The sequence below is a fragment of the Sorangium sp. So ce119 genome (assembly GCF_051524405.1).
GTDB classification, from domain to species: domain Bacteria; phylum Myxococcota_A; class Polyangia; order Polyangiales; family Polyangiaceae; genus Sorangium; species Sorangium cellulosum_G.
Window position 1 is genome coordinate 3122464 of record NZ_CP150310.1, and the last position, 15681, is coordinate 3138144.

A 15681-nucleotide genomic window follows, 5' to 3' on the forward strand; every position below is an offset into this window, starting at 1 on the left:
CCGCGTCGGGCCGCCGGCCTTGCCGCGCCGCGGCGGCTGGAGCATGGCCTAGGCCGGGCGCTGCGCCCGCCAAGGGGGAGCATGGACCAGGGCGGACTTCGGAAGGGCGGCAGGCAGATCCTCGTGGCTGCGGCGCTGGGCGTCGCCGTGCTCTCGGCGCCTCCGGCGGGGGCCCAGACGAAGGAGGAGCTCGCGGAGGCGCGGGCGCTCTTCCAGGAGGGCGTCGCGCTGAGCGCGGCGAACAACTGCGCCGCGGCGCTCGCGAGGTTCCACGCGGTCGCGAGCGTGCGGCGCACGCCGCAGGTGCTGTTCAACATCGCCGAGTGCGAGGCGCGGCTCGGCAAGCTCGTCTCGGCGCTCGGCAACTACCGCATCGCGGCGGCCGCGGCCGCGGGCGACCCCAGGGCGAACGACGTCACCGCCAACGTCGGCGCGCGCATCGAGGACCTGGAGCAGCGCACCCCGAAGCTCGCGATCCGCCGCGGCCAGGGGGCGCTCACGGCGACGATCCTGCTCGATGGAGCCGCGCTCGGCGCCGCGGAGATGAGCGCCGACATCCCCGTCGACCCCGGGCCGCACGTGGTCTCGGCCAGGATCGGCGACCGCGAGGTGGCGCGAGAGACCGTCACGCTCGCGGAGGGCGAAGCGAAGACCGTGGAGGTCGCGATCGCCGAGCCCCCGGCGGAGCCGCCGCCCGCGGCTCAGGCGCCGGAGCCTCCGCCGGCGGCCGCGCCGGCGCCGGCGGCGCGGCCGTCGCGGGTGCCGGGCCTCGTGGTGCTCGGCGCCGGCGTCGCGAGCGGCGCCGTCGGCGGCGTCTTCCTCGGGCTCCGCGCCGGCACGCTGAGCGACCTCGACGCGCTCTGCGGCGGCGACACGCGCTGCCCTCCCTCGGCCAGGCCCACCGCCGATCGCGGCCGGCTCTACACGGGCGTCGCCGAGGTCGCGATCGGGCTCGGCGTCGTCGGCGTGGCCGCGGGGATCGCGCTGCTCGTGACGAGCGGCGGCGCCGCGCCCGCCGAGCCGCGCGCGGGCGCCGTCGCGAACCGCCGGAGCGCTGGCGGGGGCGCTGACCGCGCGGCTGTCGTGCTGCACGCGCCCGGCGCCGACCTCGCGGGCCTCAGCGTCGCCGGCAGGTTCTGAGGCCCGGCGCCCGCGCCGCCGCGACAGGCCCGGCGCCCGCAGCGCGGTGACAGGCCCGCCGCCCGCGGGCCGTTCAGCCCTGGCTCTGGCAGCAGAACGTCCTCGGGGCGGCGCCCCGCGCCGCGCCGGTCGCGGTGCCGCCGCTCGGCGCGCACGCGCCCCCGGTGGGCGTGGCCGACGTCACCTTGCGGCCGACGACCGTGGGGTTTCCCTCGACGTCCGCGCACTCGCCGGAGAGGACCTCGACCAGCGGCGTGTCGCACGTGTTCTTCTCGGCGTCGGCGTAGAGGGCGATCGTCGTCCGGCACGCCCCGTTCGACGGCTCGCCGCACGCGCAGTCGTCCTCGCAGCCGCGGTCGTCCTCGATCCCGGTGAAGAACACGTGCTTCTCGGTGTACGCGCCCGGCGGGCACGCGTCGTCGCCGTCCTTCGCGATGCAGAGCCCGGCCTCGAACGGCGCGCCCGGCCTGGGCACGCAGACCCGGCCGAGGTTGCAGCCCTGGCCCGGTGGCGCTGCGGGGCACGCGCGCCCGAGCCCCGTCCATCGGGGGGCCGCCGCCTCGACCTGCACGGGGTCTGGCGCGCAGCTCCCGCCGGTCGCCTCGAGCGGGGTCGCGGAGACCGAGGCAACGCAGGGGTGCGCTTCCCGGGTCGCAAGGCACTCGTCGCCCGGCTCGCAGGCCACCCCGCCGCCGAAGACCCCGTCGGGCCCCGCGCACTCGTCGCGCGCCCAGCCGGGGATGCGCTCCAGGTCCCAGGCGCACACCCACGGTGATCCGCACGGCGCGTCGCTGACGCTGATCTGGATCGTCCCCAGATCCCCGCACCGCTGTCCCTGCGCCGGGCCGCACGAGCACGTGCAGCGCGCCGGCGGCGCGGACAGACCCCGGTTGCCGACGAACGGCTCCCCCGCGGCGAACGCGGCAGGACATCCCGGGTCCATCGCGGGCGCCCCGTCGAACAGCGCGAAGTAGCCGCTCCACCCCTCCGGCACCGCCGTCGTGCACACGAAGTCGCCGCAGGCCGGATCGGCGCAGTCGACCAGGCCGTCCCCGTCGTCGTCGGCGCCGTTCGAGCAATCCTCCGACCCGGGCCCGCTCGAGCTGCTGCCGCCGCCCCCCGATGGCTCGGGCTCGTCGAAGGTGTAGTCGGGATAGAGGCACGCCGCGGGCGACGCGAGGGCGCCGGCAGCACAGAGCCCGATCCAGGCCGCGAGGCGCGCTCCCCGGCCGACGAGACAAGAGCTCACCGAGTCACCTCCTTGCCTGGGGCCGCCGCGGCGCAGCGCTCCAGCGCCGCGCCCTCGTGACGTGGATCCGGCTACTTCTTGGCGGGCGCGGCGGGCGCGGCCGGCCTGGGCGCCGGCTTCGCCGGGGCCGCCTGCGGCGCGCCCTTGGCCGGCGGCGCGGCCTTCGCGGGCGCCGCGTCGCCGGTCTGACCGCTGTTGTACATCTGGATGGCGCGGTCGGTGAGCTCGAGATCGGCGCGGTAATAGGGCGCCGCCGACTTGTCGAGGATGAGGTCGTAGCCCTCCTGCGCGGCGAGCCGGCGGAGCAGGCCGAGCACCTTCTGCAGGATCGGCGTGGTCAGCTCGCTCTCCTTGCGCTGCATCTCGCGCTGGTAGTCGACCATCGTCGCCTGGAGCTCGGCGGCCTGGCGCTGCCACGTCTCGAACCGGCGCTGGAGCGCGTCCTTCGGCGTCTTGCCGGCCTGCGCTTCCTTGTCGAGCTTGTCGCGCTCGTCGGCGAGCGCGCGCTGCTTCGTGTCGAGCTCCACCTGGCGGCTGTCGAACAGCTTCTTGAGCGTCGCCTGGACCCGGAGCCCCTCCTCCGTCTCCAGCATGGCGCGGCGCACGTCGACGACGGCGATCTTCGACTGCGCCGACGCGGGCGCGGACGACAGGAGCGCCGCGCCGCCCAGCGCCGCAGCGGCGAGCAGCGGCAGGACGCGCGCCGCGAGCCGCCGGCCCGCGGTCGGCCGGGCCGAGAGCGCGGCGCGCGGGCTCGCGTCGGCCGGACGCGCGGGGCTGGAGAGCGTGGAGCAGCGCGCGAAGGGCCGCTCAGAGACGTTGTTTTGCATCGCGGATGGCCTTAGCTACCCGGCCATCCAACGTCAAGAACGTGGCGCGCCCTTCTCGCGCGCCGGAGTCGCCGCGCCGTCGGCGTGAGCGTCCTTGCCTTGCGCGGAGCCCGCGCCGCGCTGAGCCGCCGGATCGCCGCCCGGCGCATCCGCGCGCTCCCGCCGCGGAGGGGCGCCGATCGCCTTCGCGTCCTTGCCCCGCGGCGGCGCCGCCGCGGGGCGCTCGAAGGGCCCCTCCGCGTCCCTCGACGCTTGAAGCGCCGAGGGCGCCGGCAGCGACCGGCCGAGGCGCTCGCGGGCGAGGGCGACGAGCCGCCCGACGTCGTCGCTCCCGCGCAGGAACGCCTCGCGGTGGCGCGGATCGCGGAGGGCCCCGACGCGCGCGGCCAGCGCGGTGAACGCGGCGTCCAGCGCGGCGTTCGCGCCCGCCTCGTCCCCGGTCGCGACGAGGGCCTCCACGAGCGTGAGGCGGATCGCGTCGTTCCACTCCTCGATGGGCCCGCCCTCCAGGTGGCGAGCGGCCTCGCGCGCCGCGTCGACCGCCTCCTTCATCTCGCGGCGCGCGAGCTGGACGCGCGCCAGCGCGAAGCTCGCCATCGCCTGGAGCGCGGCCGCGTGGCGCGCCGTCTCCTCGCACAGCCAGCGCGCGATGGAGTGCGCGGTCCCGTAATCGCCGGGCGCGCCGCGCCACACGAGGAAGATCGCCTCGTACAGCCGGCCGACGATCCTGAGGCGCGCGACCTGGCACTCGTCGGCGAACCGGCCCGCCTGCCGCTGGCACGCGATGCCCTCCTCGAGGTTGCCGAGCCGCGCGTACGACATGCCGAGGTTGTGGAGCGCGAAGCCCTCGAGCACCCGCAGCTTCCGGCTCCGCGCGTCGACCAGCGCGCGCTCGAGCGTCGCCTGCGCGTCCTCGAACAGGCCGATGTAGTTGAGCGTCGAGCCGATGTTCAGGCGGGCCTTGGTCGCGACGACGGCGTCGCCCGCCTCGTCGGCCTCGGCGATGAGCGACGCGCCCGCGGCCAGCGCGGCGGACAGGTCGCCGACGTGGATGAGCGCGGCGAGGCGGGCCTCCTGGGTGTGGAGGAGAGCGTCGGTCGAGCCGCCCGAGCGCGCGACCTCGACCGCCGCCTCCGCGGCGCGGAGCGCCTCGGCGGGCCGGCTCAGGTCCACGAGGCCGCGGACGCGCGACGCGAGCAGCATGGCCCGGATCGACGGCGAGAGCGCCGCCGCGAACTGCGGCGACAGCGCGGACGCGGCGCGCGCGTCCCCCTCGGCGCTCTGGCCTGCCTCGATCATGCAGGTCACCGCGAGCACCTGCGCCTCGCCCCACAGATCCGAGCCGGGCAGCGCGAGGCGCGCGGCCTCCTCCGCCGCGTCGAGCCCCTCGGGGACGCGGCCCATCAGCTCGCAGATCGTCCCCTTGTGGACCAGGAGCGTAGCGCGCGTCGTCCCCTCGGCCCCGCACGCGAGCCCGCGCGTCGCGAGATCGAGCGCCGCGTCGAGCGCCGCGCCCCTCGCCGCGGCGCTCCGCGTCGCCCGCGCGTAGAGCAGCGCGGCCCGCGCCTTCTCGCCGCCGGCCTCGGCGTGCCGCGCGATGAGCCCCGGGTCGACGTCGCCCGCGGACTCGAGCCACGCAGCCGCGGCGCGGTGGAGCGCGGCGCGGTCCTCCTCGAGGATCGACGCGTACGCCGCGTCGCGCACGAGCGCCTGGCGGAACGCCCACTGCGCCTGGCCCGCGACGCGCTGCTCGACCTGGCGCGCGATGATCTCGCCCGCCTCGAGCTCGGCGAGCTCCGCGCCCACGGGGCGCTCGAGCAGCGCCTCGACGCCGCCGGTCCAGAAGACCTGGCCGAAGACGGACGCGGCGCGCAGCGCCTCGCGCACCCCCTTCGACATGCGGTCGACGCGGAGCTGCACGAGCGCCTGCACGCTGAGCGGCACGTCGTCGCGCCCCTCGGCGGCGTGACGGATGAGCTCCTCCAGGAAGAGCGCGTAGCCGCCGGCGCGCTGCACGATGGCGCCGCGCGTGGCCGGGTCGGCCTGGGGCAGGGCGGTCGCCACGAGCCGGTCCGCGGCCTGCGGGGACAGGGGCGCGAGCGGCACGCGGGTCACGTTGCGCTGCGCCCAAAGCGCCGGGAACCGGCTGAAGAGCTCGGGGCGCGCGAAGCCGAAGACGCCGAAGCGGAGATCGGTACAGCCGAGCAGCCAGTCGACGAGCTCGATGGTGGTGCCGTCGGCCCAGTGCATGTCCTCGATGACCAGGATCTGCGGCGTCTCCTCGGACTTCGATCGGAAGAACGCCTCGATCGCCATCCGCATGCGCGACTCCATGAGCTGCGGGCTCTCGCGGGCGGCGCGCAGCGGCTCGTTGCCCTCGTCGGGGAACGGCACGCCGGTGAGCTCCCCGATGAACGCGGCGAGGAAGCGGAGCGGGCGGGCGAGGCGCGCCGCCACGTGGGCGCTCACCTTCTGCACCTGATCCTCGCGGCGCTCGCCGTCGTGGACGCCCATGAGCGTGCGCAGGGCGCGACCGAGCCCGGAGAGGCCCGAGCCCTGGCTCATCGGATCCCCGCGGCAGAGCAGGATGACGGGCGCGTGCGGCGCCATGTCGAGGCGCTGGATCAGCTCGGCGCGGACGCGGCTCTTGCCGATGCCGGCGGCGCCGGTCACGAGCGCGGCGCGCGGGACGCCATCCTCGGCGAGCTCGCTGAAGATGCCCTGGAGCCTCGCGATCTCGTGCTCGCGCCCGATGGTCGGCGAGGGCCGCCCGAGCAGCTTGCGCGCGTCGAAGCCGGTCGCGTCCTCGTGGAGGAGCACGCCGCCGCGCGCGTCCTCCTGGACCACGAACCGCCCCTCGAGCGCCGCGGTCGCGTACGCGTCGATCCGCACCGCCCCGGGCACGGCGGACTCGAGCTGCTGCGCCGCGCGCTCGAGCGCCTCGCCGGCGAGGTTCGCGCGGCCGCGGACGGCGTGCCCGACCGCGACCGAGACCCGCGCCCCCGGCGTCGACCTGGCGACGGTCAGCGCCGCCCGCGCCGCGCGCATCGCCTCGTCGCCGCGCGAGCGCTCCACCCCGAGGACCGCCACCATCTTCCCGCTGAGGAGCGGCTCGAGCCGCGCGTCGTCGCCGAGGACCTCGCGCAGCGCGGCGTCCACGTCGGGGCGGAGGGGACCGGCGCCCAGCTCGAAGAGCACGCAGGCGACCACGCGCCGCTCGCTCGTGGCGAGCCGCGTCTGCGGCCGCTCGTCGCCCGGGCCGGCCGGGCTCGCCGGGGTCGCCCTGATCTCCGGCGCCGCCGCCCGCCGCACCGCCGAGGCGGACCTGTCGGTCGCGGGGGGGTCGTTGTTGAGCTCTCCGACCCGCGCGAGCGCGCGGGCGAGCTCTCCGCCGTTCTCGTACCGCTTCTCTCGATCGCGGGCGATGGCGCGGGTGATCACCTCGTCGAGCGCCTCCGGCACGTCGAAGCGGATCTGCTGCGCGCGGGGCGGATCCTCGAGCACGAGGCGGCCGAGCAGGGCGATCGCGTGCTCGGTCTCGAACACGTTCCTCCCGGTGACCAGGCGGAACAGGACGGAGCCCAGCGAGTAGACGTCGGCCCGCGCGTCCACCGGCTCCCCGCGCGCCTGCTCGGGCGCCATGAAGTGCGGGGTGCCGATGATCGTGCCGCGCTCGGTGGGGCAGTCGTCCGGGACCGCGAGCTTCACGACGCCGAAGTCGATCAGCTTGATCGCGGTGCCCTTGCCGCGGACGAGGAAGATGTTGGAGAGCTTGAGGTCGCGGTGGACGACGCCGCGGGCGTGGATCGCGGCCATGGCCGCCGCGCTGCGCCGGACGACCTCCACCGAGTCGCGCAGCCCGAGCGGCGCGCGCCGCTGGCGTTGCCCGAGGTCCTCGCCGTCGAGCCACTCCATCGCGAAGAAGAGGCGCCCGTCGAGCCAGGTGCCGTGGGCGATGTACTGGACGATGTTCGGGTGCCGGAGGTCGGCGAGGATCGCGATCTCGCGCGCGAAGCGGGCGCGCTCCTGGGGCGACGCGGCCGCGCGCAGGATCTTGATCGCGACCGGGGCGCCGGTCGACTGATCGGTGCCCTTGAAAATATCGCCCATGCCGCCGCTTCGGCTGCGGGCTTCGATCATGAAGCGGTCGGTCGGATCGGTGAACTCCGGGAGCACCGTTGGGACAGGCTACGCGAACTTCGCAGCCTCGTGCCAGAGAGAAGGCGTTCCGCGCCGCCGCGGTCAGCCGCGCGGCGCGAAGGTCGCCGCCGGGCGACCTGGGCCGAGCCTCGCGTGGCGCGCCGCGCGGTCGAGGAGGGCGCGGCGACGCGCGGTCCGCGCCGGGGTCGAAAAATCCACCCGTGAACCGCAGCCTCGCGCCGCTGGCCACTCGTGGTGCGCTCAGAAGCCCGCGAGCAGCCCGGCGCCGACCGATGCCGTCAGGCGAGGTGTCCTCAGGGCGTCGATGGCGGTCGCGTCCTGGAGCCTGAACGCCGCGAGGAGCTCGCCGTGGGCATAGAACGAGAACGTGTCGCTCAGCGCGACCTCGGCCCCGCCGCGGACCCCGAGCGCCATCATCAGCAGGATCGCGTCGAGGTCGCCGCCGGGCTGGCCGGAGAGCAGCAGCGTGCCTGCCTCCACGAGGCCGCAGCCGACGAGCGGATCGCGCAGATGGAAGCACGAGGCGATGGCGCCGGAGGTGATCGCCCGCGTGTACAGCGCCTGCTCCGCCGGACCTCCGGCAGGGCTCGAGGCGCCCTGATCCGCGCCCGCGCCGCCCGTGCGGGCGTCTGGCGCGAACGCGGGGAAGACGTTCCGGCTCTCGAGAGCGAGGGTCACGCTCCTCGACAGGCGAGACCGGAAAGAGCAGGAGAAGCCGCCGAGCACCTCGCCGGTCACCCCGACCCGCGCGAGCGCGCCGACGCCGAGCTGCGTCGAGCGCAGCGGCCTGTCGGGGGCGATCGCGGGAGCCGGGCGCGGCGCCGGCTGTCTCGCCCGCGGCGTCGCCGGCAGCGCGACCTCGGCCGGGGCCGCCGCCGCGGGAGCTCGCTCGTCGAGCCCGAACGGCGTCAGGGCAAAGGCGATCGAGAGCGCGACGTAGCTGGTGAGCAGCCCGCACGCGGCGTCGCTGCTCGGGACGTCGAACTCGCGCTGAGAGGAGACGTTCCCGCCCGGGTCCCGGTACTTGACGGTCGCGACGAGGTCGGCGCCGCGATGGACGATCGTGACGGCGACATCCTCGGGCGCGTCCTCCCGGAAAGGGTCGTACCCCGTGCGCGCCTGGATCTGCTCGCGCAGCCCGGCCTCTCCAGGGCACGACGCCGCTCGCGCATCCTCGCTGTACTGCAACCGCAGGACGCGGCGCGCCGGCTCCGCGGCGGAGGCGGGCGCGCCGAGCAGGAGAGAGAGCAAGACGATGTTGAAGAGAAAGGGTCGTTGCATCCCGGGTCAATGGCTCCGCTGAGCGAGTCGTTGGTGGCAGCCATTGAGAGCTCTCGAGCCACAGCGCGTCAAGGTCGCATGACGCTTCTTTTCGCGCGATCTCGAGCCCGCCGGGTGCCGTATGCGTGGTAATCGCGCGCCGCGTGACGCAATGAGATCGCAATGCGATTGCGATCGAGCATGAGCGTTATTCGTGACGATTGTCGCCGTCGCCCGTATATCGCTGCTCCGCGGTCCATCACGCGAGCACGCCTGTCTTCGTGGCAAACGAGGAGCGTTGTCCGTAAAAGACTACAATCCGGAGGTGATCGCGGGGCGGCCGCGGACGCACTGGCGCGCTCCGCCGGTCACGCGAGCCGCGCGGCGGGGCCGCGCGGCGCGCCGCGCGGAGATCGATCTTCAGGGGAGGGGAGCGAGAGGAGAGGGCCGGCGAGCGGTCAGCCTGCGCCGGCCCCCGCGCCGATGCCGGCGCGCGAGGCGAGGCGGGCGAGGTCCTTGGGGTCGCTGACCCGGACGAGGATGACGGTGATGTTGTCGCGCCCGCCGCCCGCGTTCGCCCTCTCGATGAGCGCCTGGGACGCCTTCTCGGGATCGGGCTCGGCGAGGAGGATGTCGCGGATGGCCTCGTGCGTCGTCATCTTCGAGAGGCCGTCCGAGCAGAGGAGGTAGACATCGCCGGGGTGCGGGCGAGCGATGATCAGGTCGACCTTGACCGCGGGGGAGATCCCGATCGCGCGGCTCAGGTGGTTCGCCATCGGCCCGGTGATCCCCGCGGCGCCCATCGTGTGATCGGTGGTGAGCTGCGTCAGCTCGTTGTCGCGCAGGCGGTAACACCGGCTGTCGCCGACGTGGCCGATGTAGAGGCGCTGCTTGTTGGGCGAGAAGCGGGCGCTGACGAGGGTCGTGCCCATGCCGGTGAGGCTGCGCTCGGCGTGGGCTCGCTCGTAGATGGCCTGGTTCGCGCGCTGGATCGCGACCGCGAGCTCGCTGCCGCGCCGGGGGACATCGGGGTAGGCGCGCTCCGCGTCGCTGTCCACGAACGACGGGTCCCGGAACGCCCGCGCGATCGTGTCGACGGCGAGGCGGCTGGCGACGTCGCCGCCCGCGTGGCCGCCCATGCCGTCCGCCACGGCGAACAGGTAGTGCTCGTCCAGGCAGAGATAGCAGTCCTCGTTCTTCTTGCGCTTCTGCCCGGGGTCTGTCTGCCCGACGGCGCTGATGAGCAGCAGCGGCGACGAGCTGGTCGGCTCGTCGACGGCGGCCTCGTCGTCGTAGATGATGGGGACGGCCGAGGGCTCCTCGCGCTCGTGATCGTCGTCGTCGTCGTCCTCCTCGTCGCCGCCGTAGGACGGGGCGCTCGGGCGTTTGATCGCGTTCTGCAGCACCTCCGGCGGCGCCAGCGTGATCAGCGTGAGGTCGTCGTCGTCATCGCCGAACGCGTCGTCGTCGTCGTCGCGGCGCGACGACCCGGTCGTGCGCTTCCACTCGGCGCTCGAGACCCGCTCCGCGCGGCCCTGTCCTCCCGTGGTCTTCGCGTGGGAGCTCTCGCTCGCGGGCACGCGCGTGCCGTCTGCGCCCGGACTCGTCGTCGAACCTTCGAGATCTGCCTCCCCCTCGTCGAGGGCCTGGGCTCCTGGGCCACCCTGCGACGGCGCGATCGCCGTGCGCGGGCGGGCCCGATCGCCGTTGTTTGAACGAAAATACCAATAGATCAGCCCCAGAAGGGCGATTCCCATGACAAGGGCGGCTGCGAGATCGGCCATGTCCCGGCGACCAACGTAGCAAAGGCGCGCCGCGTCTCCGAGATCAACATGCAGGGGGACGGACGACGGCGAACGTTCCTGGTCCTCGGCCCGCACAGCGGCGCTGCGGGGGCGCACCTCGGCACCTGCCGGCGCAGGAGGGCGCCTGCGCGTCCTGCCGTACGGCGCGCGACCGATGGCGGACGGGCGCCACAGCGAGCCGCGAGCGGGGGTTCTGCCGAGCCGTGCGCGCTCGCCGGCTCGCTTTGCGCCCGTGCTGCGCTGCGGCAGGCGCGCAGGAGAGCGCGCTCCTCCGCTTGCCCGCCGGGAAGCCCGTCGCGCGGCGACGTCGACGACGTCATGCGGCGCACGGCGCGGCACTCCCCTTCTGGAGCAGAGGGGGTGACGGCGTCTTCGCGCTCGGCGTCCCTGCGCTCGGGGCGGCGCGCCTCCTCGGTACACCCGTACACGGAATCCGCGCGGCGCGCTCGCCGCCGTCTGGCGGCGGGCTCGCGGGGCGCGCCGGTGCCGGCGTGTTCGGCGCACGTCCGCCGCAAACGAACTCCTGGAGCGGGTTGCCAGTGCTCGTGGTGCTGACTAGTCTCCGCGCCCGCATGACGCTCGCCTGCGCACTTCTCCGGACACCTCGCATTCTTGGTGCAGGCCTCGCGGCCTCGATCGTGGGCGGTCTCGGGGTGGCCGGCTGCTTCGTGGACAGCGAAGGGCTCCCGCCGCCGGTCGAGGGGCTCTACTTCCCGTCGGGCATCGCGGCGTCCCCCGGCGGGCGGGTCCTCTACGTCGCGAACTCGGACTTCGATCTCCAGTTCAACGGCGGCACGGTCCAGGCGCTGGATCTCCAGCGGCTGCGCCGGCGGGCGCTCGGCCTCCAGGCGTCGCTCAACCCGCCGGAGGCGGGCGCCGGCGGGAGCGTGAACGCGGCGTGCGAGGCGGCGGGCCTGGGCCTCAACGCCGCGCCGCTCCTTTATCCGGGGCCGTGCGGGCCGCTCGACATCTCCACCCTTGACGGCGACGAGGAGATCGTCCGTCGCTCGGCCGTGATCGGCGCGTTCGCGTCCAACCTCGTCCTCGTGCACCGCCCGCTCGCCGAGCCCGCCGCGACCGGGGACCCGCTCGCGCGGCTGTTCGTGCCCGTCCGCGGCGACCCCTCGGTGACCTTCTTCGACGTCGCCGACGACCGGACCGACGCCCCCGCGGCGCAGCGCTGCGCGGGCGACGCCTGCTTCCAGCTCGACTGCGGCGCGACCGCGACGGGCGGCCGCTGCGCGAGGGACCACCGCATCGGCGAGGACCCGGGCCAGGAGCGCATCCGGCGCAAGCTCCCGCTCGAGCCGTTCGGCATCGCCGCCGGTCCGGACGGGAGGAGCATCGTCGTCTCGCACCAGGTGGAGAACATCGCGAGCGTCATCGTGAACCCGTGGGAGAGCGTAGGAACGAGCAACACGAGGCCCCAGCTCGCCGGCATCCTCACGGATCTCGCCTCCGGTCCGACGGAGCTCGCGGCCGTGCCGCCCCCGCGCCTCGTCACGCGGCTGCAGCAGTTACGCGAGGAGAACGAGGAGAACGAGGAGAACGAGGAGAACGAGGTCAAGGCGATCGACTACCAGCCCACCTTCGCGCTCACGTACGTCGCGGCGCCGCAGCTCGATCTGATCCGGTACCAGGAGACCACAGACTCCGCGCCGGCGCTCCTGTTCCAGTCGACCGCGACCCGGATCAGCGCCCTCGCGAGCGGCTCCGACTCCCGCGGGATCGCGGTCGACGCGAGCGAGCGGCAGGCGTGCGAGTCGGGCTGCGGGGACGCCGACCTCGAGTGCCTCGCGCGGTGCGCGGCGATCCCGATCCAGGTGTTCGTGGCGCACCGCTACCCGAACTCGCTGATCATCGGAGAGCTCACCACGACGCTGATCGAGCGGGAGTCGGAGACGCCCGAGGACCGGCCCGAGGACCGGTGGGCCGCGGCGTACGAGACGCTCGCGATCCGCGACGCCGCGCCGCTCGCGGCCTACCCGTCCCGCGTCGAGGTGGGCCACGTGATCGGCGCCGACGGCGCGCGCCACCGGAGGGTCTTCGCGCTCGCGTTCGACTCGGGCCTCGCGTTCTCGTACGACCCGGAGGCGCGCCGCATCGATGGCGTCATCCGCACCGGCCGCGGGCCCCAGGCGCTCGCGTTCGACACGGGCTACACGTGCGGCGCCGAGAAGGAGCGCTGCGACTGCTCCCCGGGCGACGACGCCTGCGAACCCTATTCCCTCATGTACATCGCGCATTTCACCGACTCGTACCTCGGCGTGGTCGATCTCGACATGCGCAAGGCGAACACGTTCGGATCGATGATCCTCACGGTGGGCAAGCCCGTCCCGCCCCGGGAGTCCCAATGAAGCAGCGCGCCGCGCTCCTCGCCCCCACCACCGTCCTGGCGCTCGCCGGGTGCGCCGGGGAGGCCACGCCGGTCGACGTCGAGGCCCTCGCGCAGTCCGGCCGGAGCGCCTTCGTCTGCCTCGCCATCGACCAGCCCGATCCGGGGAAGCCGGGCGTCCTGCGCTCGCTCCCGATCACGGACTGCTCGTACCGCACCGCGGACTCGCCCAGCGACTTCGAGGTCGACGAGGACGAGGGGGGCAGGGCCAAGCTGCCGCACCTCTACGCCCTCGTGACGCAGACGTCGCGCGGCGAGGTCGCGGTCATCGACATGACCACCGAGCGCTCGCCGATCCTTGATCTCGACTCCGGCACGCCGGGCGCGAGCTTCCTCCCGGTGGGCGCGCAGCCCGTCGACATCGTCGCGACGCGGGGGGGCACCGCGTCGTTCGTCTCCGTGGCCGAGCCGGGGCGCGAGGGGATCTTCGCGCTCCCGTCGGCCAGGGTGCTCCCGCGCGAGGGGTGCCCGGTCCCGGCGCTCACCTCCTGGCCCTCCTGCTCGCTCGGCTCGCCGCCGGGCGAGATCCTGCTCGTCTCCGACCCGCCGAGCCCCGACGGCAAGCTGCGGACCTCGTGCTCGAGCGACTACGACGTCGACGCGGCGAGCCCCGGCGAGGCCGACACGACCGGCGACGCGTGCGGCAGCGCGAGCGGCGACCTGAGCCAGGAAGGGCTCGGCCGGCAGAAGCTCATCGTGAGCATGCCGGAGCTCGGCGGCTTCGCCGTGATCGACGCGCAGACGCTCCTCGAGGACGAGCGGTACGCCGAGGGCGGGTTCGCGCCGTGCGAGGTGGAGCGGTGGGTCCCTCTTCAGGCATCGCTCCCGCCGGCCGCGACGCCCGGCGCGGCGCCGCACGGCCCGGAGTGCGTCGCGCCGGCGGCCTCGGCCAGGCCGGCGCAGGCCGTCGAGGCGCCCCGGCCCGCGGGGCTCGCGCTCTCCGGCGACCGGCTCTTCATCGCGGATCTCGACGCCCCGGTGATCCACGTCGTCGATGTCCCGACGCCGTGCGATCCGATCGAGCTGCCCCCGCTCCTGCCCTCGTCGACGCTCGACCCCGAGCGCGTCGTCACGACGAGCCGCGTCGCGGTGAGCCCGGCGTCGCCGCCCGACTTCCGTCGCTACCTCTACGCGGTCGACGCGGGCGACGGCAGCGTGATGGTCTTCGACGTGAGCGACGGCGCCGCCAGCCGCGCGCCGCTCTCGCGCCCCCATCCGGAGTGGAACCCGTTCCAGCCGCCCGACCGGATCCGCCTGCAGGCGCCGGTCCGCGACCTCGCCGTCGTGCAGCGCGAGGCCCCCGCCAGCCTGCCCGCGACGGGCGTGGCGCCGGAGGGGATCCGGTGCGATCCCGATCCGCGCCTCAGGACGTGCGACAGCAACGTCGCCTCGTGCGACATCGAGACGCTGTACCGTACGTCGTCCGATCGCGACGCCGGCGCCGGCCCGCTGAAGCTCCGGGGCTCGTTCGGCTACCTCGTGCTCACGAACGGCGACGTCGCGATCGTCGACGTGGACGACCTCGACGCGGCCTGCCGCGGGCCCGCGATCGGCAGCGCGCGCGCGGGCTGCGGCGAGGGCGCGCCGACCGGCGATCCGCTCGCGACGAGCGGCGAGGTCTCCTGCAACGTCGTCACCCCGCACACGCCCCGCTCGGCCAACTACGTCGTGACGAGCGACAGCGCCGGCCAGCTCGAGCCCGGCGTGCAAGGCCTGCCGGTCCTCTACGACCGCACCGGCACGGTCGTGCCGTTCTCCGCGGAGGGCCCGAAGATGCGCGCCACGTTCCCCTCCGGGGACGCGGCCGCGCTCACCCTGGCGGTGGGCGTCGAGCGCGAGCCGATCCAGGCGGCCGACAGCGGTCAGACCCTGCTCGACGAGCAGGGGCTCGTGCTGAGGTCCGGCGAGCCGCAGCACGCGCTGTCGATGAACCTCGAGGATCCGCGGGTGCACCTCGCCAACGAGACGTGGACGGTGACCTACGAGGGCGTGCTCCCCGGGTTCACCCGGACGTTCGTCCGCTTCGGCGAGGACGGCGCGGTGGGGAGCGCGGACGCGCGCTTCTGCCGCCGCGGCGTGCAGAGCCAGGCCAGCGTCGAGGACCAGCTCCTCGCCGCCGGCGTCGACGCGCGCGAGGCACCGGCCCGGGCCGCGCAGCTCGCCGACTTCGTGCAGATCACGTCCGCGCTCCCCGCCGAGGACGCCGAGTACTGGGACAGCGACAAGGCGAAGGCGTGCTCGTTCGAGAGCTGCAACGCGAAGTACGGCAGCGTCATCACGTCGCGCCCGGGGCTCCGCGTGGTCGAGGCCTACGAGGACCACCTCACGCTCGAGTCGCGCGATCCGGCGGTCGACGAGGTCGCGTTCGCGGCGTGCTGCTTCGGCGGCGAGGTGCAGCTCGGCGTCCGCGCCGCGGGCCAGTGGGTCGTCCAGAGCGGCGGCGCCGGCTTCCTGCACCACGTCGTCGCCGACCCGGAGACGGGCCGGTGCCGCAACGCGTGCGACGAGCGCCTCGCGCGGCTCAACGGGCGCGTCGCGCACACGCCCGACGACGGGCGGGTCACCGACGGCGACCTGGGCGCCTTCGTCAACCCGATGTTCCGCTTCGCGGTGACGGGCGGCGCGCCCGAGCAGGACATGCAGTTCCGCTTCACCACACAGGGCGCGTTCACGCCGCTGTTCGTGCGGCTCAGCGACAGCACGGAGCTCGTGGAGCTGCAGCCGCAGGCCATCCGGCTCGTCCCCGCGACGGGGGAGCTCGCCATCACCGACGGCTCGCTCCAGGGCCTGATCCTGCTGAGCGCGCGCAGCGTCGGCGTGACGCGCCGGTTCAGGTGAGCC

8 protein-coding genes are annotated in these 15681 nt (G+C 74.8%); 3 read left to right on the top strand and 5 right to left on the bottom strand.

From position 1 onward, the window contains the following. Positions 1 to 81: 81 nt before the first annotated feature. Entirely contained in the window at positions 82 to 1140 is a 1059-nt protein-coding gene (locus tag WME76_RS11850) for a PEGA domain-containing protein (protein ID WP_437960247.1), read from the top strand. 73 nt (positions 1141 to 1213) lie between these two features. Here WME76_RS11850 and WME76_RS11855 read toward each other — a convergent pair whose 3' ends face one another. The 5 genes from WME76_RS11855 to WME76_RS11875 all read right to left on the bottom strand — a co-directional run bounded on the left by WME76_RS11855 (position 1214) and on the right by WME76_RS11875 (position 10397). Then, positions 1214 to 2389, bottom strand: coding sequence for a hypothetical protein (locus WME76_RS11855; RefSeq protein WP_437960248.1), 1176 nt, complete (start codon positions 2387 to 2389; stop codon positions 1214 to 1216). Between the two features lie 71 nt (positions 2390 to 2460). Continuing rightward, positions 2461 to 3219, bottom strand: coding sequence for an OmpH family outer membrane protein (locus WME76_RS11860; RefSeq protein ID WP_437960249.1), 759 nt, complete (start codon positions 3217 to 3219; stop codon positions 2461 to 2463). Between the two features lie 33 nt (positions 3220 to 3252). Next, the gene (locus WME76_RS11865) at positions 3253 to 7395 is read right to left on the bottom strand and encodes a serine/threonine-protein kinase (RefSeq protein ID WP_437960250.1); all 4143 of its coding nucleotides are present in this window, start codon (positions 7393 to 7395) and stop codon (positions 3253 to 3255) included. Between the two features lie 225 nt (positions 7396 to 7620). Continuing rightward, positions 7621 to 8661, bottom strand: a complete 1041-nt coding sequence (locus WME76_RS11870; RefSeq protein ID WP_437960251.1) for a hypothetical protein — start codon at positions 8659 to 8661, stop codon at positions 7621 to 7623. Between the two features lie 437 nt (positions 8662 to 9098). After that, on the bottom strand, positions 9099 to 10397 hold the full coding sequence (locus tag WME76_RS11875; protein WP_437960252.1) for a PP2C family protein-serine/threonine phosphatase: 1299 nt from the start codon (positions 10395 to 10397) through the stop codon (positions 9099 to 9101). Between the two features lie 686 nt (positions 10398 to 11083). Here WME76_RS11875 and WME76_RS11880 point away from each other — a divergent pair. Both WME76_RS11880 and WME76_RS11885 read left to right on the top strand, forming a co-directional pair. Beyond that, entirely contained in the window at positions 11084 to 12802 is a 1719-nt protein-coding gene (locus WME76_RS11880) for a hypothetical protein (RefSeq protein ID WP_437960253.1), read from the top strand. Beyond that, complete coding sequence (locus tag WME76_RS11885) at positions 12799 to 15678, top strand: hypothetical protein (RefSeq protein WP_437960254.1); 2880 nt, start codon at positions 12799 to 12801, stop codon at positions 15676 to 15678. Before WME76_RS11880 ends, WME76_RS11885 begins: the two co-directional genes overlap by 4 nt. Positions 15679 to 15681: the final 3 nt, after the last annotated feature.

What these genes read in the sequence shown, in the direction of transcription:
- WME76_RS11850 (WP_437960247.1), top strand. Translation starts at nt 82, where the DNA reads ATGGACCAGGGCGGACTTCGGAAGGGCGGCAGGCAGATCCTCGTGGCT.
- WME76_RS11870 (WP_437960251.1), bottom strand. Translation starts at nt 8,661, where the DNA reads ATGCAACGACCCTTTCTCTTCAACATCGTCTTGCTCTCTCTCCTGCTC.
- WME76_RS11875 (WP_437960252.1), bottom strand. Translation starts at nt 10,397, where the DNA reads ATGGGAATCGCCCTTCTGGGGCTGATCTATTGGTATTTTCGTTCAAAC.
- WME76_RS11885 (WP_437960254.1), top strand. Translation starts at nt 12,799, where the DNA reads ATGAAGCAGCGCGCCGCGCTCCTCGCCCCCACCACCGTCCTGGCGCTC.
- WME76_RS11860 (WP_437960249.1), bottom strand. Translation starts at nt 3,219, where the DNA reads ATGCAAAACAACGTCTCTGAGCGGCCCTTCGCGCGCTGCTCCACGCTC.